The 18,254-nt window shown below is 60.3% G+C and carries 15 protein-coding genes; 5 read left to right on the forward strand and 10 right to left on the reverse strand.

Annotated features, from left to right (window positions below; all coding sequences use genetic code 11):
* Positions 1 to 115 precede the first annotated feature (115 nt).
* The 8 genes from E0486_RS09390 to E0486_RS09425 form a co-directional block, all read right to left on the reverse strand.
* Complete coding sequence (locus E0486_RS09390; protein ID WP_131851910.1) at positions 116 to 1,012, reverse strand: hypothetical protein; 897 nt, start codon at positions 1,010 to 1,012, stop codon at positions 116 to 118.
* A gap of 102 nt (positions 1,013 to 1,114) precedes the next feature.
* A complete protein-coding gene (locus E0486_RS09395) occupies positions 1,115 to 1,735 on the reverse strand; it encodes a PRC-barrel domain-containing protein (RefSeq protein ID WP_131851911.1) in 621 nt (206 codons plus the stop codon).
* A 71-nt stretch (positions 1,736 to 1,806) separates the two neighbouring features.
* Positions 1,807 to 1,998, reverse strand: coding sequence for a hypothetical protein (locus E0486_RS09400; protein ID WP_131851912.1), 192 nt, complete (start codon positions 1,996 to 1,998; stop codon positions 1,807 to 1,809).
* 54 nt (positions 1,999 to 2,052) lie between these two features.
* The gene (locus E0486_RS09405; protein WP_131851913.1) at positions 2,053 to 3,303 is read right to left on the reverse strand and encodes a S41 family peptidase; all 1,251 of its coding nucleotides are present in this window, start codon (positions 3,301 to 3,303) and stop codon (positions 2,053 to 2,055) included.
* Positions 3,304 to 3,382: 79 nt separating this feature from the next.
* Positions 3,383 to 4,150, reverse strand: a complete 768-nt coding sequence (locus E0486_RS09410) for a hypothetical protein (protein WP_131851914.1) — start codon at positions 4,148 to 4,150, stop codon at positions 3,383 to 3,385.
* Between the two features lie 163 nt (positions 4,151 to 4,313).
* The gene (locus E0486_RS09415) at positions 4,314 to 6,878 is read right to left on the reverse strand and encodes a M43 family zinc metalloprotease (RefSeq protein WP_131851915.1); all 2,565 of its coding nucleotides are present in this window, start codon (positions 6,876 to 6,878) and stop codon (positions 4,314 to 4,316) included.
* 161 nt (positions 6,879 to 7,039) lie between these two features.
* The gene (locus E0486_RS09420) at positions 7,040 to 7,963 is read right to left on the reverse strand and encodes a DUF3078 domain-containing protein (RefSeq protein ID WP_131851916.1); all 924 of its coding nucleotides are present in this window, start codon (positions 7,961 to 7,963) and stop codon (positions 7,040 to 7,042) included.
* Positions 7,964 to 8,038: 75 nt separating this feature from the next.
* Complete coding sequence (locus E0486_RS09425; RefSeq protein ID WP_131851917.1) at positions 8,039 to 8,548, reverse strand: ankyrin repeat domain-containing protein; 510 nt, start codon at positions 8,546 to 8,548, stop codon at positions 8,039 to 8,041.
* Between the two features lie 312 nt (positions 8,549 to 8,860).
* Here E0486_RS09425 and E0486_RS09430 point away from each other — a divergent pair, with 312 nt between their 5' ends.
* Positions 8,861 to 11,758 (forward strand): outer membrane beta-barrel family protein, encoded by a 2,898-nt coding sequence (locus tag E0486_RS09430; protein WP_131851918.1) that lies wholly within the window; start codon positions 8,861 to 8,863, stop codon positions 11,756 to 11,758.
* A 136-nt stretch (positions 11,759 to 11,894) separates the two neighbouring features.
* On the opposite strand, the gene E0486_RS18830 is transcribed toward E0486_RS09430, so the two are convergent.
* Positions 11,895 to 12,053 carry a hypothetical protein gene (locus E0486_RS18830; protein WP_165917265.1) on the reverse strand — a complete coding sequence of 53 codons (159 nt, stop codon included), beginning with the start codon at positions 12,051 to 12,053 and terminating at the stop codon, positions 11,895 to 11,897.
* Between the two features lie 111 nt (positions 12,054 to 12,164).
* Between E0486_RS18830 and E0486_RS09435 the strand changes: the two genes are divergently transcribed.
* Positions 12,165 to 12,740: a hypothetical protein gene (locus E0486_RS09435; RefSeq protein WP_131851919.1), complete on the forward strand. Its 576-nt coding sequence runs from the start codon at positions 12,165 to 12,167 to the stop codon at positions 12,738 to 12,740.
* A gap of 103 nt (positions 12,741 to 12,843) precedes the next feature.
* Here the strand turns inward: E0486_RS09435 and E0486_RS09440 are convergent, their stop codons facing one another.
* Positions 12,844 to 13,665: a GLPGLI family protein gene (locus tag E0486_RS09440; RefSeq protein ID WP_131851920.1), complete on the reverse strand. Its 822-nt coding sequence runs from the start codon at positions 13,663 to 13,665 to the stop codon at positions 12,844 to 12,846.
* A 170-nt stretch (positions 13,666 to 13,835) separates the two neighbouring features.
* Here E0486_RS09440 and E0486_RS09445 point away from each other — a divergent pair, with 170 nt between their 5' ends.
* The 3 genes from E0486_RS09445 (at position 13,836) to E0486_RS09455 (ending at position 18,195) form a co-directional block, all read left to right on the forward strand.
* On the forward strand, positions 13,836 to 15,308 hold the full coding sequence (locus E0486_RS09445; protein ID WP_131851921.1) for a sensor histidine kinase: 1,473 nt from the start codon (positions 13,836 to 13,838) through the stop codon (positions 15,306 to 15,308).
* The gene (locus tag E0486_RS09450; RefSeq protein ID WP_131851922.1) at positions 15,305 to 15,985 is read left to right on the forward strand and encodes a response regulator transcription factor; all 681 of its coding nucleotides are present in this window, start codon (positions 15,305 to 15,307) and stop codon (positions 15,983 to 15,985) included. The genes E0486_RS09445 and E0486_RS09450 overlap by 4 nt, the downstream gene beginning before the upstream one ends.
* Positions 15,986 to 16,524: 539 nt before the next feature.
* Positions 16,525 to 18,195, forward strand: a complete 1,671-nt coding sequence (locus E0486_RS09455) for a hypothetical protein (RefSeq protein ID WP_131851923.1) — start codon at positions 16,525 to 16,527, stop codon at positions 18,193 to 18,195.
* Positions 18,196 to 18,254: the final 59 nt, after the last annotated feature.

Here is an 18,254-nt window from a genome sequence, read left to right on the forward strand (position 1 = left end):
CTCATATCGGGGCCAGCTTTCAGCATCAATAAACGCCCCTCGCATTGGAGTCGCTTTACCGGGCTGTACGAAAAAGCCCCTCGCTTCGGAGGGGCTTCGCTAAAAGATTCAGGGTTCATTTGCGGAAGTATGCATACAGCGTCGTGCCGTTTTCACGGTAAATGCTGCCCAGGTAACCTTCCGTTCCCTGGCCGTAAAAATCGTAGGCTACCACGGCGGTCTGCTGCCCGTCCACGATGCCCAGCATGCCCAGCAGGGCCGGGTCGGGCGTGGTGTTGTTGAGCAGGAAGTTGGCGGTACGGGTGTAGGTGCGGCGGATCAGCACGGCATTGACAGCCGCAGCGGAGCCGGGGTATTGCAGGGAGCCGCTGCCCACCACCTTAACGCTGCCCGTGTAGGTATTCTTCATCGAAACCGGTGCGGGAAAAGGCAGGAAGGTGGGCGCCGTGACGGTGCCGCTTTCCTGGAGCGCCGAGGTAAAGGTGACCGAGTCGCCGTCGTAGGCCGGCAGCGGGGGCGTAAGCGGCAGCCGGTTGGGTGTATACACGTTGCTCTGCGCATTGAAGGCGATGGTGGCCGTAGCGGGGATGTTGAAGGTCACCGCGGGCAGGGAGCGGCCCAACTCCGTCCAACCGTTGGCCGATACTTCATAAAAAGTGCGGATGCTGATGGGCTGCGTATTGCCGCCCACGCCGAAGTCGACCACCTGCTCGCGCGCATAGGTAGCGCTGGGGAAGGTACTGTTGCCAGCGGCCACCAGGCGCATGGTGTCGTTGATGCCGCCGCTGAGACTGCTGAAGTTCCAGGTCTGCCCGGCGCCGGTTGCCGGTACGATAGCGGCTACATTGCTGGTATAGCGGGCATATACGAGCGAAGATCCGGTGGTGAACTGCTGCGACAGCGAAGCGGCAGTAACGTTGGGGCCGGTGCGGGCGGACGTTTCGTCGTTGTTGTTCTTGGAGCAGGAGGCCAGCAGCGCGAGCGCGGCGGCCAGGGTGAGGGTAATGCGCATCGTTTAAGGGTTTACGCTAGGAAGGTACGAAGGCCACCGCTGGCGGGCACAAAAAAGGTCCCGCCGGCGGCAGGACCCATTTGTATTTCTGGTCAAAGAAGGTCAGAGCAATCCTTTGCGACGGGCTTCTTCTTCGTCGCGGAGATTTTGCTCGTGGCGGCGGCGTATCGCCTCGGCATCATCGCTGCTGAGGTGACTCGCCGGGAGCTCTTCGGCCTCGCGGCGTGCCGGCTGCGGGGCAATGGGTTGTGCCGGCGCACGGTGCAGGCGGCGGTCGTCGAAGTGCTCGTGGTTGTAGAAGCTCTGATCGAGATCTTCGCCACCGACGTTGCTGCCCAGCGACGTGTGCTCGCGGCCGAACACCTGGCTGATGTCGATCTCCGACTTGGGGCCGAGGTGCGTGCGGTCATAGCGGGGCAGGGCCCGAAGCTGGTAAGGCGTTACACCGGTAAGAATTACGCTGTCGTCGGCGGGGTGCAGCTGGGCAAAGCCGATGGGCACCAAAACGGTACGCTTTTCGAGCTGCAGCACCTTGTTGTCGGTGAGGGCCACCACGGCGTAACGCACGCGCTGCGCTACGGTATCGATGATCAGCTCGGTGATTTTACCCAGGCGCTGTCCATCGCTGCTGATGACCTGCCAGCCGTGGATGTCGGGCTGGCCTTTTACCATTTCAAAACCGGAGCCCCGGAATTCCTGGAGGCGCTTTTTATCTGTAGCCATGATGCTGTGATTTGAAGTTTATTGTTTGTGGTCGGCGTGCGACGCTGCTCACGGCTCACGCGTCACGTTTCTCACGGGTTGCGGTTCGCGCCGTTGTCGGGCGCTTGCTGCGTCGTGGTTGTGTTGTTGGGCGCCGGCGTCGTGTCCGACGATACGTGCTGATTGCGCCATACGAGCCAACCGATGAGGGCGGCGACCAGCAGGAGCAGGATCACCCAGGGTAATACCGAGCGCTTCTTCCGTTGTACCAATAGTTCTGCCATAACAATGCGTTTATTCCCGGTATCCGTTATAAAATCTGTGCCAGAGAAAAGTGCTCAACGCGCACTGCGGGTCAGGAAACGAACCGCGGCGCTGAGGCCGCCGTCGAAGCCGGGGCGGCTGTCGGGCACGGGACGTATGTCGTGGAATAGCTCCCGTCGTGTGCCGTTGATGTGGTACAACCGCTCGGCGGAAACGCTGTAACCGATGCCGCTGTTGGGCAACCGGAAAGAATAGATGGCGCCGTTGAGTCCTGCCATCGCGTGGCCGAAAAGCACCGCCCGGTGCAGGCCGTGCAGCCCGATGGCGATGCCTTCGCCCATGCTGCCTGTCCACGCGCCTACCAGCAGCACCACGGGTTGGGTGTATGCTTTTCCGCGCGGCACCACAATTTCCACCCAGCTCCGCTTCACACCCCAGCGGCCGCTGTCGGCGGGGAGCTCGTGGCGCTGGTAGTAACCTTCGCGCTGCAGCAGGCGCCCCATGATGGCGCGGGCCACGGTGCTGGTGCTGCCGCTTGGCGTTTCGCGCAGGTCGATGATGAGGGCACGGGTGTTCATCAGCCCGTTCAGCACAGAGTCGAAGGCGGGGATGAGGGCTTCGTCGCCGAGGCTGTTGTGCAGCCCGATGTAACCTACATTTCCTTCCAGGATGCGGTGCTCCAAAAGTCCGTCATAGCCGAGCGTATCGATGTTGACGAGGCTGTCGGGCCGCAGGCCCCGGTGCAGCGCGTGTCCATCGCTCAGTGTCAGTGAGCGTGGGTCGCGGTGGATGCCTGCGGCCAGCAGCTGCAGCGCATAGAGCCGGGCGGCGCTGTCGGGGGCGCTGAGGCATTGGGGAAGCAACGGGCTTATTGCATCTCCCGGCGACCGGCCGTTCACGCCCATGAGTTCCATGCCCGCCCGGACGCCGGCCTTTTCGGCGCCGCTGCGCGGGCGCACTTCCGACACAAAGGCGCGGTCGCCGCTCAGGCGGAGGGCGATGTCGGCGCCAGTGGGCACGAGGCGGTACGAGGCAGCCGTGTTGGTGTTGAGACTCATGTGCTGGTCGGTAAGCTCGCGCAGCACGCTTTCCAGGAAGAGCGTGAAGGCATACCTGCTGCGTATTGTATCGAGCTGCGGGCGGTAGCGTTCGCGTACACAATTCCAGTCGGTCTTTTTTTCGGGCCAGTAGGCGTATTGTTCCTGCACGGTCGTCCACAACGCATCGAAGTCTTCGCGATACTGTGCCGGCGTGAGCGTTTGCTGGGCAACGGCGGCTGCGGCGAGCTGAAGGAAAGCGAGCAGGAGGACAAAGCGCTGTTTCATGATCTTTAAAGGTAGGAAGCAAAAAGCCCCCGCAAAAGCAGGGGCCGTCCTTCTGTCCTATGAGAAAAAAATGTCGTGCTTATTGGTATTCAAACGTAGTGGTTACCGAGCCCCTTGTAGCCGTTGTGGGATAGCCGGCGGCATTGAAGGTGTAGGTGGTCGTTTCGGTGCGGTCGAGCGCCGTGCCGGGGAAGTCGTAGGCGGTGCTGAGCAGCTCATGGCGGGTATAAAAGAGAAGCGAGAAGCCGGCCTGGTCGAGTATCCAGGGGGAGATGGAGGGGAACGCCGATTTGTGCGTGCCGTAAGTAAAGTTGGCCTTGTAGAAGCCCTGTCCGTCGCGCGCTTCAGCCAGCTCGCCGTCGGCATTGTAGGTGAGGTTGAAGTCGGCTTCATCGCCATCCTGGAGCATTTCGAGGTGGATGGCCGACACGCGGTTGTTCGTCACCGTGTAGGTCAGCACATCGTCTTCGAACAGCTGGTCGGGCTGACCGGCCGCACGCTGCCAGCTCTTGAAGGTGGCGGTGGCGGGCTTGCCGTTGGCATAGGTGTAAGTATACACGTTGAAGAAGTTCGGTTCGGTCTCCTCCACTTTAACGAGGTTGCCGGCCGCATCGTAAGTGAACGCGGTGGTCTCGCTGTTGTCGGCGTTCTTGAAATTCAGCAGGCGGTGCTGGTTGTCGTAGGTCAGGGTGAAGACTGTGGCCACGCCGTTCTGGGTTTCGGTAAACTTCTTGAGGTACTGCTGCGCCGGCGTACCACCACCGGTTGTTTCGTTGTCCTTGTCTTTCTTGCAAGCTGTGAGGCTGAGGGCTGCCAGCGCGGTGGCGGCAAAGAGGGTGCGTTTCATGGTTATTCCTGGTTTTGTTGCACAATATTCGACCGACCGGTGCGAGCGGTAACGACCATCTCTCACGAGTTGCGATAAGTGCCGGGTGAATTGCGCCGATCGATGGGCAAAAAGAAAGGGCCGCCCGAAAGGGCGGCCCTGGTATATGGTTGCTTTGAAAAAATCAGAGGCGAACGAACTTCAGCGTCGTGGTCTTGCCCTTGTTGGTGTCGCCCACCAGCTGGTAGGAACCTGTGGCTAGGCCGTTGCCGTCGAAGTTGATGGTGCTTTCGCCGGCAGGAGCCTGCTGGGTAAAGCGCTTCACGATGCGGCCGGCGGCGTCGATCACTTTCCACTCGATTTTGGTGGCTCGGGCAACGGTAACGCGGAGCTTGGCGGTGTTGCGGACGGCGTTCGGCATCAGCACGATGTTCTGAACGTCGGCGTTGACGCTGCTCACGGCCGTTCCGCCGCAGGCGCCGCCCGTGTTTACGATCAGCAGGGCGTCGTTGGAGCGCACCGTTTCGTCACAGGCGTTGCGCACCACCACGTAGTACGAGCCCGCGTCGGCGGCCGTTGCTGCGTTGATTGTGTAGGTGGCGCTCGTGGCGTTGGCGATGGCATTCGCGCCTTTGAACCACTGGTAAGTGAGGCTGGCGTTGCCGGCAGCGGTTACCGAGAAGGTCACCGGTGCGTTGGCGCAAACGGCCTGCGAGCTGGCGGGCTGTGCCGTGAAGGTGGTTACGCGGCAGGCGCTGCGGATGTTGATGTTGTCGAGGTACAGGTTGTTGGCGTAGTCGGTCTTATTCTGCAGCGCTACTTCCACGGTTCCGGTAGCAAAGGTGCCGGCTACCGCGAGGCGGGTGCGGCGCCACTGCGCCGCGGTGGGGATGAAGTACGTATCGTCGCCGGGAGCAGTGATCAGGGAAGCGCCGGCATACTGGGCGACGCGGGTGAAGCTCGTGCCGCAATTGTTGCTCACCAGCACGTTCAGGGTGTCGGAAAACTCATCACCGGAGGTGGCGTCCACATAGGTCTTGTACGCGGCGTCGTAAGAGATCACCAGCGAGTCGGCGCCGGGCACCAGCGTTGTGGGTACGAAGCGCAGTTCGTCGGTAGTGCCGCTGTTGGAGTTCTCGAAGTTGTTGATCATCACCGAAGCGTTGCTGCCGCCGGCACCAACGTTGGCCTTGCGCCAGGTGGTGTCGCCGTGCAGGTTCACGATGTTGAACTTGTCGGAGGGGAACGAAGCGCCCTGGAAGTCTTCCACGAGCGGTGCCGCTACCGTGCCGAGGTTCAGCGTGGTGCTCATGGCATCGTTGGCGGTGGCGCCGTCGGTGCTGCCGTTGGGGCTGGAGGTCGTCACCTTGATCACGTTGGTGCCATTAACGAGGGTAACGGTGGGGAGCGTGACCACGGTGCTGTTGCCGTAGGTCAGGTTGAGGCCGTTGACCGTCATCGACTGGGGCGTGCCGCTGTTCACCTGCACACTGACCGTAAGCGAGGTGATGGTGCTGTTGCCGCGGTTGCTGATTTCCACGCGGGGAGTCAGCGGGCCGGCGCAAACCGGAACGGAGAAGCCCGAAGCGCTGCAGGCGGTGTTGTCGAACAGGATGCCGTTGGGGTTGATGAAGCGGGCGGGGGCAATGTCGAGGGCAGGCGTACCAGCCGGGGCGAGGGCACCGTCGGAGGTGAGGTAGCCGGCACGGCGGTTTTCGAGCACCCACTCCATGCGGGCCACCTGGTTGGTGGTGAACATCGAGTAGCAGGCGTCGTTGGTGTAGTCCATGTAGTTCTGGTACATACGGCCAGGCGGGTTGGGCGCCTGGGCCAGCGTGCAGCCTTGCGACGACTGGTTGCCGGTGGGGCAGCCCGAGGTCTCATTCACCTGGCCGGGGGTGTCGTCGGCGGAAGCGCCGAAAAGGTTCGCCGGCAGCGTGCCGTTGCTGATCTGCCCGAAGTCGGCGCCGGCGGCGCAACCCGAGAAGATGTGGAACAGGCCGAAGTTGTGACCGATCTCGTGGGTGGCCGTACGGCCCTTGTTGAAGCTGCTGTTGGAGAAGCAGCCGTTCGAGAATACGGTGTAGTCGATGCACACGCCGTCGATGCCGACGGAGCTGAACTGCGTCTCGGTCTGGTTGCCGGGTCCGATCGTGGGGGCGATGCCCAGCAGGTCGGGGGAGGAGCCTACCCAGATGTTGTAGTACTTGGTCACATCCCAGGGGTCGAGGCCGCCGTAGCTGGCGTGCTTGATGGGCTGGAACGTCTGGGTGAGGATCTCGATGTTGCCGGCCTTGCGCTCAAGGCCGGTGGTGAAGCCGCCCGTGGGTGTGCGGCGGGCACGGGCAAAGCGGATCTGCGAGTGGCCACGCCTGGAATAGAAGTTCGAACCGTTCGCGCTATCGGGGTTCAGGCCCGAGAAGTCGAGGTTCAGCTGCGCCAGGAGGGCATCCACCTGCGCTTCGGTGATGATGTAGGGGTTGGACAGCACCACGTGCACCACTACAGGGATGGTTACCGGGCCGCTGAGGGTGGACGTGCGGGCTGTGCCGGCAGGGGCGGCCTCGAGCTGGTGGGCCTCATAGGCGGCGCGGAAGGCAGGGTCCTGAAGTTGCTTCTGCAACACAACCTCGGTACCGCAACGTATTACACTGGGGTTCTTGGTTTCTGTTGCACGCGTACGCTGTGCCTGCGCGCCGAGCGATCCCAGCAGAAGCAGGCCCAGAAAGAAGTGAGTAAACTTTTTCAAAGCAGAGAGTGTTTGGAACGTTAAAAAATATAGGCTTTAAAATTAATGAATACCGGGTAATCGGGTGGCAAAAGGGTGGTAAACGGCCCCCTTCTGCCGTTAAATAAGGTTAATGACGCCGATAAATAAGGTTAATGACCCCGACGAAGGGGCGCGTCCATTCAGAATTTTACCTGCAGGCCGATCCCCAGCAGCGACTTCAATTGCAGCGCCGGGCGGTTCTTTTCAGCACCGAACACGCGGGCGTCGTCGTCGTAAATAAGATCCAGGTTCCAGGTGGCCGCCAGCACCTTCCAGAGCTTTACCGAAAACTGGTTGGTGAAATACACATCCACGTTCTCCGGGTTGTGGCGGTAGTTGCTGTACAGGTCAAGGCGGCCCTTGTAATTGAGGTGCGTCGTCAGGTCTTTCCAGTAGTTGACGGTGGCGAAGGCGCCCACTTCCACGCTTCCATGCCGCCCCGGCGCCACGCCGTACAGGCCTTTGGCCGACAGCGTATCGTCTTTCACGATCACCCAGCGCACCGTGCTCGGCGACACGAAGATCGACAGGTGCTTTGTGGGTTTGTAGTCGAGGCCCACCGAGCTGAGCACGTAGGCCGGCGACAGGAACGTGGACGACAAGCTCCGCTCGTCGCCGCTGTAGCTGTAGCCCCGCAGTAATTGGGAACGGAAGTTGAACAGCATGGCCAGGTTGAGGTGCGGGTTCATTACGAAGCCGTATTTCGACAGGAAGTCGAGGCGGTCGTCGTTCTTGCGGCTGCCCAGCGAGGAGCTGCGTACGAAGCCGAAACTGAAGTCGAGGGTATTGTCCCAGGCGTGGCGCGGGCTCTTGTAAAAGGAAAACAGGTTGAGCGACGTGGTGATCGCGAGCGAAAAGTCGTCGCCGCCGGCCGCCCAGTTGTTGAGGGTGCCCTGGGTGAAATTGAGGTGGTAGAGGCCGCCGCGCTTCCAGGTACGCGTGCTGTCGGTGGTAAAGGGTGCTGATTTCTGAACTTCGTTCTGTAACTGCAGCACGATCTTGTCCTGCGCCCCGGCGGCGGTGGCGGCCAGCAGGGCTCCCAGGACCGGGAGGCGGTGTTTCATGGCTGCAAAAGTAAGCGCGGCGGTTTCCTTATTGTGCCCAAAGTGCCCTGGTTTTTCGGCCGGCATCTACTCTGGTCAGGGAGCCGGCTCTTCCTCTTTGGGCAGGTAGCGCACCAGCAGCTCCACCATCGGTTCGTTTTCCTGGATGATCGCGTGGTCGATGGGGTTCTTACCACGGGCGTCGGGCACCAGCACGGAGGCGCCGCGTTGCAGCAGGGCCTCGGCGAAGCCGATGTGGCCGAAGGTGGCGGCGAAGGTGAGGGCGGTGGCGCCGTTGCTGTTGCGCAGGTGTACGTTGGCGCCGGCACCGAGCAGGTCGTGAAAGAGGGCGGGGTAACCTTTAAAGCAAACGCCCATGAGGGCCGTGTTGCCCGCGGCATCGGTGGCGTCCACGTCGGCGCCGCGCTCCAGCAGGAGGGCCGTCACGTCGGGGGCATCGTTGTACACGGCGAGGATCAGCGGGGTAAAGCCGCGCCCGTCGGGGGCGTTGAGCAGCCCGGCGTCTTCGGCAAGCAGGAGCTCGGCGGCCCCGCGGTCGTTGCGGCGGCAGGCATCGAAAAAGGCGGCCTGGAGCGGTGGATTCATGGCGAAGGGTTTAGAGGTAAGGTACGGCAAATCCTGAGCCGCGGGGCGAGAAGTGACCGGTAGCCGGTTTCCGGTTTCCCGTTGCGGGCGCCAGCGACGGCCAGCGGCCGTCATCGCGGGTGAAACGAAGCAAACTCCTCCGTTACGCAGGACCATACGCACAGCAGCGCCCACCCCTGCAGGAGGCCTCCCGGCACCGCTTTCGTCGCTCCAATCCCGGCGTTCCTACCATTCATCCGCGCCTTAACCTTATTTAACACGTACCGATCAAACGTGCGAATAACTTCGTAGAACCAAAAACCGGACTGACGCATGAAGAAGTTCTTATCCATTCTGATGCTCCTCGTTTCTGTGGCCGCCTACGCCCAGAAGAACGGAACCGTAAAAGGTTTCCTGCTCGATGGCACCGCCGCCACCCGCACCGCACTTGATGAAGCCACCGTATCGGTGATGCAAGCCTCCGATTCCACGCTGGTGTCGTTCAACCTCACCTCCAACACGGGCTTTTTCGAGATCAAGAACCTGTCGTTCGGCAGCTACTACCTCCTCGTTTCGTACCAGGGTTTCTCCACCCTGAAGCAGTCTTTCACCCTTTCCGCCGCGCAGCCCCTGGCCGACCTCGGCGACGTAAAGATGACCACGCAGTACAAGACCCTCGACGAGGTGGTGGTAAAAGACGTAGCCCCGATCCGCATCAAGGGCGACACGGTGGAATACAACGCCGGCGCCTTCAAAACGAAGCCCAACGCCAACGTGGAAGACCTGCTCAAAAAGCTCCCCGGCGTGCAGGTGGAAAAAGACGGCACCGTGAAAGCGCAGGGCGAGAACGTGCAGAAAGTATACGTGGACGGCAAGGAGTTCTTCGGCACCGATCCGAAGCTGGCCACCAAGAACCTCGCTGCCGACATGGTAGAGAGCGTGCAGGTATACGACGACATGAGCGACCAGGCGAAGTTCAACAAGATCGACGACGGTAGCCGCGCCAAGGCCATCAACATCAAGCTGAAAAAAGACAAGAAACACGGCTTCTTTGGCAAGGCCACGGCCGGCTACGGCAGCAACGACCGCTACGACGCTTCGTTAAGCTTCAACCGCTTCAACGGGAACCGCCAGATCTCGGTGATCGGCGCCGCCAACAATGTCAACAAGCAGGGCTTTGCCTTCAATGATATCGTGAGCGCCATGGGCGGTTTCGGCGGCATGATGCGCGGCGGCGGCGACGGCGGTCTCCTGGGTAGTGGCGGCATGACCGTCAGCGGACGCGGCCTTCCCGGCATGGGCGGCGGCACGGCGGCCACAGGCATCGCCCGCTCGCTTTCGGGCGGCCTCAACTACCGCGACTCCTGGAGCCCCCGTATCGAAGCCAACGGCTCGCTGTTCTGGAGCAATACCCGCAACAACGGCTATACCCTCACGCACCGCGAAGACAAGCCCTTCCCCGGCATCGACTCCACCAACTTCACCGACACGCGCTCGCAGTCGCTGCGCCAGAACAGCAACCTGCGCTTCAACTTCCGCGTCGAGTGGCGCATCGATTCAATGAACAGCCTGCTTTACACACCGGGCTTTACGCTGCAGCATTCCACCACCGATGCCTCCGATACGTCGGTGCAAAACGCCATCGTGAACGGCGGCCCGCTGAAGCCGACACTGTCCGCGCAAAACGTCAACAGCAGCGAACGCGACGGGCAGAACATCAACCAGAACCTGTTGTGGCGCCACAAAACGCGCCGCGCCGGACGCACCCTCACCGTGGGCCTCAACAGCAGCATCAACAAAAGCGACGGCAACGGCTCCATCTACGCACCCACCACGTATTACCGCGACGGCCTCGCGCCCTTCGCCATCGTGCAGGACCAGCAATCGTCGCAGAAGACGCGCTCCTTCAACAACACGGCGAGCGCTTCGTACACCGAGCCCCTCAGCCGCAACAAGATCCTCGAGCTGAACTACGCCTATACGCGCAATTACTCCGAGTCGGACCGCCAGACCTGGCTGTTCAACCCCGGCACCGGCAAGCACGACATCGTGAGCGCGCCGCAAACGAATGCTTTCTCCAACACCTTCGTGGCTAACCGCGCCGGCGCCAACTTCCGCGTGCAGCAGCGCAAATACAACTTCCAGGTAGGTGTGGGCGTGCAGCTCAGCGAGCTGAGTACGCACAGCTACAAAGCGCAGGGAAATAAAGACACGACCTATCGCCAGTCGTACACCAACCTGTTTCCGACGGCCAACTTCCAGTACAATTTTTCGCGCAACAAAAACCTGCGCTTCAACTACCGCGGCCGCACCAACCAGCCGGGCATCTCGCAGCTGCAGGACGCGCCCGATTACAGCAACCCACTGCAGGTGACCACGGGCAACCCGTCGCTGGGCCAGGAGTTTGTGAATACGTTCAACTTGAACTACAACATGTTCCAGTTCACGTCCTTCAAATACTACTCGGTGAACCTGAGCGTCACGCAGACGAGCAACAAGATCGTGAACAGCATCGACAGCCTGAAGATCAACCCCGCCGACCTCGTGCCCCGTCAGCTGATCCGCCCGGTGAACATCAGCGGCGCCTACAACGCCATGCTGTTCTTCGTATACGGCGCGCCGCTGAAGAAGATCAAAGGCCTCAACCTGAACTTCAACACGATGGGAATGTACAACCGCGACGTAAGCCTGCTGTACAAGGTGCGCAACTTCAACCATACGCTGATGGCCAACCAGAGCCTGGGCTTCAACTACAACTACAAAGACAAGCTCGACTTCGGTCTCACCGGCGCGCTGGCCTACAACAAGGTGTCTTATGAAAGCAATCCCGCGCTGAACAACGACTACTTCACGCAAACATATTCCTTCGATTTCAGCTACACGTTCAAGAAGAACTTCATCGTGGCCACGGACTTTGATTACTATGTAAACAGCGGCCGTGCCGCAGGCTACAACCAGAGCATCCCGATGTGGAATGCATCGGTGGCCAAGCAGTTCCTCAAGAGCAAGCAGGCCGAGATCCGCTTCTCGGTCAACGACATCCTGAATCAGAACCAGAGCATCACGCGCAACACCGGCGCCAACTACGTGGAAGACGTGCAGACCAACGTGCTGCGCCGCTTCTTCATGCTGTCGCTCACCTACAACCTCAATAAGATGGCGGGCAAGAACATGTTCAGCATGCCCCGACCGATGCAGCGCAGCATGAACAACATGCGGATCGGGATGTAAAGTCGGAAGTCGGAAGTGGGAAGTCGGAAGTAACGCCGCCGAAGAACCGGCGTTACCGCTAAACCAATAGACCAATAAACAAAAGGGCCGCTCGGAAGAGCGGCCCTTAATTCTTTGGCAATCGTTATACGCTGGCTTACTTGCGGCGGCGGAGCGAGGGCGCTACCGTCGTTTGTCCGAAAAGCAACACGCCCATAATAGAGCGCAGCGTAAGAAATACGTTGAGGGAAGGTTTATAATGCGCTTCGTAAACCCTGATCTCCGTACGCACGTCGGCAATCTGCTTGTTTTTCATGTAGGACGATTTAAGGTGAAAACTGTAAGATTCGGAAGATACGGAAGTTTTGTGGATAAAAACGGAAAAAATGTGAATTTCGGCTGTACTTTGGTGGAAATATCCCTGCTTATGAAGTACCGTTCCCTGCGCACCCTGTTGGGTGCCAGCCTGTTCGCCCTGACCACCCATGCCCAGCCCAACATCCCCGGCAATTCTGTGTTCCGCGCCGATATCCAGAAGGTGGTAGCCGATTTCCCCCACGATTTTTCGGCCCTGCGCGGCCGCACCATCGACCGCAGCCCCCAGTCGGTTGAATATGCGTCGAGCGTGAAGCCCGAAGGCGCCACGGAGAGCAGCATCACCGAATACAGCAGCGGCGGAAAGGCCATCTTCAGCTGGCAGACCGTGCTGCTGCGCACCGAGGATTTCGACGCCGCGGCTAAAAAATACAAGTGGGCCTTCGGCCAGCTCAAAGGCATGAACGTTCGCTACGTGGTAGACCAATATACCCTCGAAGGCCGCTACGACGCCCCCGACGAGGGCCGCTCCTTCGCCACCAGCGACCTGTCGGTAGCCCGCCCGCCCGAAAAGCTCCAGAAGCTCCGCGTGCGCGTGCAGCTGCAGCTCGAAGACAATGAATGGAAGGTGAGCCTCTCGGTGTTCGAAAAAGAACGCGAGGACGACGAGATGGCCAGCTCCGATTGATCTCAGATTTCGGATTTCAAATTTTTGATTCGATGGCGTCATGAAAAAGCCGCTCCCACGGGAGCGGCTTTTTCATAAATCTGAAATCCGAGATCTGAAATCCTTACTGTTGGATGCGTATGTTGGCGCCCGGGGGCAAATTGGCGCGCATTTCTTCCATCAGCCGATCGGATTCCTTCCGGAACTCGGCGGGCGTCACGCGCTTGCCGCCCTTGGGCTCCTTGATCGTGCCGGCCACTTTCGGACTGATCTCCACGGCGCGGTATACCCGGCGGCCACTGTTTACGTCCACTTCGAGTACGAGGCCCGGGAGCTGTCCCTGGAAGTCTTCCGGACCGACACTTACAGGGATGTCGGTCGTGTACCAGGCCACGATCGACGAGGTGTCGGTAACGGGCGTGCGCTTCATCTGGCCGTTCTCCATGGAGATTGACATGCGCTGGCCGATACGCTGTGCGGTGGCCTTGCGCACCGTGTGCCCAAGCAGCACCTTCGTTTCGTCGCCGAGCTTCCAGGCCAGGCGGGCGATGGTATCCATGACGATGAATTCGTTGTCGAACAGCTCGCGCCGGTCGATGCGCTGGCCTTTGCTGAAATTGAAATAAGCTTCTTCGTTATTCGGGCCCTGGCGCACGAAGAAGTTGCCGTTGCCGGTGCTGACCGACTGGTCGCCGCCGTCGGCGGTTGGAGCGGAGCGCCACAGCGACTGGTCGCCGTTGAACAGCAGCTCGAACACGTCGGTGCGCTCTTTCGGGAAGCGGGCCGCTACCTCGTCGGGGAGATTGGCGGGGCGGCGCATCTGCGACACGCGCTCATACGTTACCGTGCCTTCGCGCCGGGCGGGCACTTCCGACTTTGCGCCCTGCTGCTGGGCCTGCGCCCAGCCGGCAAGAAGCAGGCACCAGGGTAAAAACAGTTTTTTCATACGTCCGGTTTTTGGTTTTTTTCAGAGGCGGCGCCTCGTTAGTAATACGAAAACTTTCGTCAAATATAAAACGACCCGTCTTCGCAATGCTGTTAACGAGCATTGGAACTACGTTAAATAAGGTTAAGTAAACAAAGCGCGGCACCACTCTGGAAGCTACATTTGTTACCATGCAGCGTCTTTTTCAAAATACGCGTTGGATGCCCCTGCTGATGCTCCTGGCGATCGCGGGAATCGCCGCCTTCCAGTATTACTGGCTGAGCGAGGCTTTTCAGCGCGAGAGCCGCTCGCTCACCCGCGGCAGCAACTTCATCTTCCGCGAAAGCGTGCGCCAGCTGCAGGCTTCCAAGATCCGCCTCGACCGCGTGGACCGCTCGGGGCCGGACAGTGCCGCAGGTCATGGCAACAAGGTGGTCGTACGCTCCTATGCCGGCCCCCACGGGTTAGCCCTCAGCACCGACTCCAATTTCGTGGGGATGGTGCAGATGCTCAACGAGCGCCTCGTGCACGAGCGCTTCGCCGACTCCTCGCGCATCGGCCGCGCCCTGGTGCTCCCCGACGAACGGCCCCGCTCCGACAGCCTCGATCAGGAGCGCCGCCGCCGCTTTCGTGAGCGCGACCGCCTGTTCCAGGTGATGTTCGATACCGAGGCGCCCGGCGACTCGATCCGCCTGCGCGAGGTGGACAGCCTCTTTGGCCGCCGCATGCGCCAGCAGAACCTATCGGTGCCCTTCACCGTTACCCGCATTCCGCCCAGCGCCCGCGACACGCTGCCCAACCGCGTTACGGTGGGCCTGCGCAACCCCGTGACCTACCAGCTCGAGCTCGGCCACACGCTGCCCTACCTGCTGCAAAAGATCTCCGGCGCCATCATCCTGTCGGTATTCCTCGTACTGTTCTGCGCCCTTTCCTTCTGGGTGCTGTACCGCAACCTGGCCCGCCAGCGCCGCCTCGCCGACATCAAGAATGAATTCATTTCCAACATTACCCACGAGCTTAAAACGCCCATCGCCACCGTCAGCGTGGCCATCGAGGCGCTGCGCAGCTTCAATGCCTCCATGGACCCGTCGAAGTCAAAAGAGTACCTCGATATTTCCGCCAACGAGCTGCAGCGCCTGTCGCTGCTGGTAGACAAAGTACTGAAGCTGTCGATGTTCGAGAAGCGCTCCATAGAGCTCAAGTATGAAGACCTCGACCTGCAGGCCCTCGTGCAGGAAGTGACCGACTCGATGCGGCTCCAGTTCGAGCGCCGTCATGCTACGGTGAACGTGGAAGCGGTGGGCGACACGCGTCTGCAGGGCGACCGCCTCAACCTCGTGAGCGTGCTGTTCAACCTGGTAGACAATGCCCTCAAATACAGCGATGGCACGCCCAATATCCTCATTGCACTACGCGAGGCCGGCAACAAGGTGCAGCTCAGCGTCACCGACAACGGCATCGGCGTGCCGGAGGAATACCGGGGACGCATTTTCGAAAAATTCTTCCGCGTGCCCACCGGCAACATTCACAATGCCAAAGGCTACGGCCTCGGCCTCAGCTACGTGTCGCACGTGGTAGACCGACACAAGGGTACGATTCGCGTGGAGCCCAACGGCCCCAGCGGCAGCCGCTTTATCATTACCCTCCCTAAAAACCCAGCATGAAGACACCGAAGATCCTCTACGTGGAAGACGAGATTTTCCTGGCCAAGATCGTAAGCGAAACCCTCCAGGGGCGCGGCTTTGAAGTAGTGCTGGAAAGCGATGGCGGGCAGGCGCTGCAGCGCTTCGACGAAACGCAGCCCGACGTGTGCCTGCTCGACGTGATGCTGCCCAACAAAGACGGCTTCGACATCGCCGATGGCATCCGCGACCGCAACACCGAAGTGCCCATCATCTTTCTCAGTGCCAAGAGCGAAGCCACCGACGTGGTCAATGGATTTAAGATCGGGGGCAACGACTACATCCGTAAGCCCTTTTCGATGGAAGAGCTCATCGTACGCATCGAAAACGTGCTGCGGCACCCGCTGGCCGCCGTTGAGCAGGACGACGTGAAGCTCGCTGCCTACGTGTTTAACGCCAAGCGACAAACGCTCGTCCATCCGCAGGAAACGCGCAAGCTGTCGTACCGCGAGAGTGAGCTGCTGCGCCTGCTGTACCAGAACCGCAACGACGTGGTGGAGCGCCGCGATATCCTCAACCTGCTCTGGGGCTCCGATTCCTTCTTCAACAGCCGCAACCTCGACGTGTACATCACCAAGCTGCGCAATTACCTCAAACTCGACCCGGGCATCGAGATCATCACGATCAAGGGAATCGGCTACCGGTTTGTGCTGGGATGACCTCACCCGACCTTTACCCCGGCCCCTCTCCGGGTGGAGCGGGGTGCCTCTGTGGAGGAGTTCCTATTGTTGGTCGATGTACGATAGGCGTACATCGTAATTACAAATCCCCGCTCTGCACCGGAGCGGGGTTACGGGTAAGGTACGGCACCGAAACAGCCTCTTACCCGGCGCTTCTGTCACCTTACCGACTGCTTTTGTTAGTTGACAGGTCGGAAAAATACTGTTACGGGCTGATTGGGACAATTGACATAGTGCAACAATGCTGTTACCGACTGATTCAGTCCCTTTACATGTCGGAAAAATCCCTTTACGGGCTGATTACGACATCTTACCTGCTGCTATGGCAGATTTACACGGCGCTTTTGTCAGTTTACAGCGTGTTTCTGCTTGTTACGCGTTTGTTTTCATCACGCCTCTTCCATTCGAAAACAGCCACGAAAAAAAGAACTATCCCGCGGGGCACCCCTCTCCACCCGGAGAGGGCCCGGGGGGAGGTCGGGATGGACCTGGGAACGATCTTTTTAGCGGTTGCCCTTATGCGCCTTTCCAAACGTAAACGCTGGCTCCTCGGCGGCCTCTCCGCATTTGCGCTCCTGCTACTGGCCTTTGCGGTTGCCGCCGAGCGCTACGTGGAGCCCATTCTCCGAAAACGCATCGGCGTCCTCATCGTCCAGGGATCCGACAGCCTCTACACCTGGCGGCTGGATAAGCTCGAAGCCTCCCTCTTCGGGGGGCACGTGGAGATCAACGGGCTGCACGTGGCGGTGGACAGCAACCGCTACCGGCAACTACTGGCCGAAAAGCGGCTGCCGCCGCTGACGCTGCAGGTAGACATGCCCCACGCGCACCTGCGCGGCGTAGACGTGTTCAACCTGCTGCTGGCGCGCAACGTGAGCATCGGCGAGCTGTTGACGCAGGACGCCCGCATCGAGGTATGGCGCAATGGGCGCGAGGAACGCAAAAACTGGGACCGGCCGCCGCTCTGGAAAATGATCCGCCCCAACATCAACACGATCGTGCTGAAAAAGCTGCAGCTCGACGGCGTGCGCTTCGCCTACCGCCATGCCGACGACACCGGCGACGTCCAACTGAAGTTCGACACCTGCACCGCCCTCATCCGCGACATCCGCATCGACAGCGCCGCCGCCGCTGACCCCGAGCGCATCGGCTTTTGCCGTTACGTGCGCCTCCACTTTTTCGACCTCAAATACCGCTCGGCCGACTCGGCCACCAAGCTCAAGGCCCGCACCATCGACTACAACTCCGAAGAACGCCTGCTGAGCATTACCGACTTCAAGCTGCAGCCCACCCGGAAAGACAAGGAAAGCTTTTACAGCGCTACCGACAAGCAGCAGCAGATGACCACCATCGAGTTCGCCCGCCTCGACCTGACGCAATTCCGCGTGGAGGAATTCGTGCGCAACAACGCCATCGTAGCCGACAGCCTGCTGATCGATACGCCGTCGATCCGTATTTATACAGATAAGACGCTGCCGCCCACCCTCGAGGGAAAAATGGGCCGCTACCCGCAACAGCTGCTGGTAAACGCCAGCACCGACGTGCGCATAAAAGGCATGGCGCTGCGCGGCGCTTCTGTATCCTATACCGAACGCTCGGAGAAGAGCGGTGAAGAAGGAACGCTTTCGCTCGGTCGCCTCAACATCGTGGCGGCCAACCTCACCAACATACCTGCCGACATCCTTCGCGACAGCACCTGCCGCGTGCGGGCTACGGGCAACATCCTCGGCGGCTCGCCCCTGGATGTGGGCTTTACCTTTTTCCTCGCCGCTCCCGAAGGACGCTTTGCCGTGGAAGGCAACATCCGCAACGTGCGGGCCTCGCAACTCAACGGGCTTGCCGAGCCGCTGGCCGGCATCCGCCTTCAGTCGCTCGACCTGCAGGAGCTGCGCTTCCGCCTCGAAGGCAACGAATACACCGCCCGCGGCGAAGTGGGCATGCGCTACCGCAACCTCTACCTCATCCTGCAAAAGGAAGACAAGGAGACAGGCCTGCTCAAAACAAAAAAGCTGCTGACGAAGCTGGTGAACAAGTACACGCTGCTGCACGACAACCCGGCCCCCGACGGGCACGAGGCGGTGGCCCGCAACGTAGAGCGCAGCCGCCTGATGACGCAAACCTTTTTCGGACTCGTGTGGCAGGCCATCTTCAGCGGCATGCAAACGATCATGACCAATACGGCGGATTAAAGAATCCATTAACCGGTTAATGGATCAACCGGTCAACTGATCTACCGCTTTTATCTTTA

Source organism: Flaviaesturariibacter aridisoli (assembly GCF_004343705.1).
GTDB classification, from domain to species: domain Bacteria; phylum Bacteroidota; class Bacteroidia; order Chitinophagales; family Chitinophagaceae; genus Flavisolibacter; species Flavisolibacter aridisoli.

What these genes read in the sequence shown, in the direction of transcription:
- E0486_RS09430 (WP_131851918.1), top strand. Translation starts at nt 8,861, where the DNA reads ATGAAGAAGTTCTTATCCATTCTGATGCTCCTCGTTTCTGTGGCCGCC.
- E0486_RS18830 (WP_165917265.1), bottom strand. Translation starts at nt 12,053, where the DNA reads ATGAAAAACAAGCAGATTGCCGACGTGCGTACGGAGATCAGGGTTTAC.
- E0486_RS09425 (WP_131851917.1), bottom strand. Translation starts at nt 8,548, where the DNA reads ATGAATCCACCGCTCCAGGCCGCCTTTTTCGATGCCTGCCGCCGCAAC.
- E0486_RS09390 (WP_131851910.1), bottom strand. Translation starts at nt 1,012, where the DNA reads ATGCGCATTACCCTCACCCTGGCCGCCGCGCTCGCGCTGCTGGCCTCC.
- E0486_RS09405 (WP_131851913.1), bottom strand. Translation starts at nt 3,303, where the DNA reads ATGAAACAGCGCTTTGTCCTCCTGCTCGCTTTCCTTCAGCTCGCCGCA.
- E0486_RS09445 (WP_131851921.1), top strand. Translation starts at nt 13,836, where the DNA reads ATGCAGCGTCTTTTTCAAAATACGCGTTGGATGCCCCTGCTGATGCTC.
- E0486_RS09440 (WP_131851920.1), bottom strand. Translation starts at nt 13,665, where the DNA reads ATGAAAAAACTGTTTTTACCCTGGTGCCTGCTTCTTGCCGGCTGGGCG.
- E0486_RS09395 (WP_131851911.1), bottom strand. Translation starts at nt 1,735, where the DNA reads ATGGCTACAGATAAAAAGCGCCTCCAGGAATTCCGGGGCTCCGGTTTT.
- E0486_RS09420 (WP_131851916.1), bottom strand. Translation starts at nt 7,963, where the DNA reads ATGAAACACCGCCTCCCGGTCCTGGGAGCCCTGCTGGCCGCCACCGCC.
- E0486_RS09410 (WP_131851914.1), bottom strand. Translation starts at nt 4,150, where the DNA reads ATGAAACGCACCCTCTTTGCCGCCACCGCGCTGGCAGCCCTCAGCCTC.
- E0486_RS09400 (WP_131851912.1), bottom strand. Translation starts at nt 1,998, where the DNA reads ATGGCAGAACTATTGGTACAACGGAAGAAGCGCTCGGTATTACCCTGG.
- E0486_RS09435 (WP_131851919.1), top strand. Translation starts at nt 12,165, where the DNA reads ATGAAGTACCGTTCCCTGCGCACCCTGTTGGGTGCCAGCCTGTTCGCC.
- E0486_RS09455 (WP_131851923.1), top strand. Translation starts at nt 16,525, where the DNA reads ATGCGCCTTTCCAAACGTAAACGCTGGCTCCTCGGCGGCCTCTCCGCA.
- E0486_RS09450 (WP_131851922.1), top strand. Translation starts at nt 15,305, where the DNA reads ATGAAGACACCGAAGATCCTCTACGTGGAAGACGAGATTTTCCTGGCC.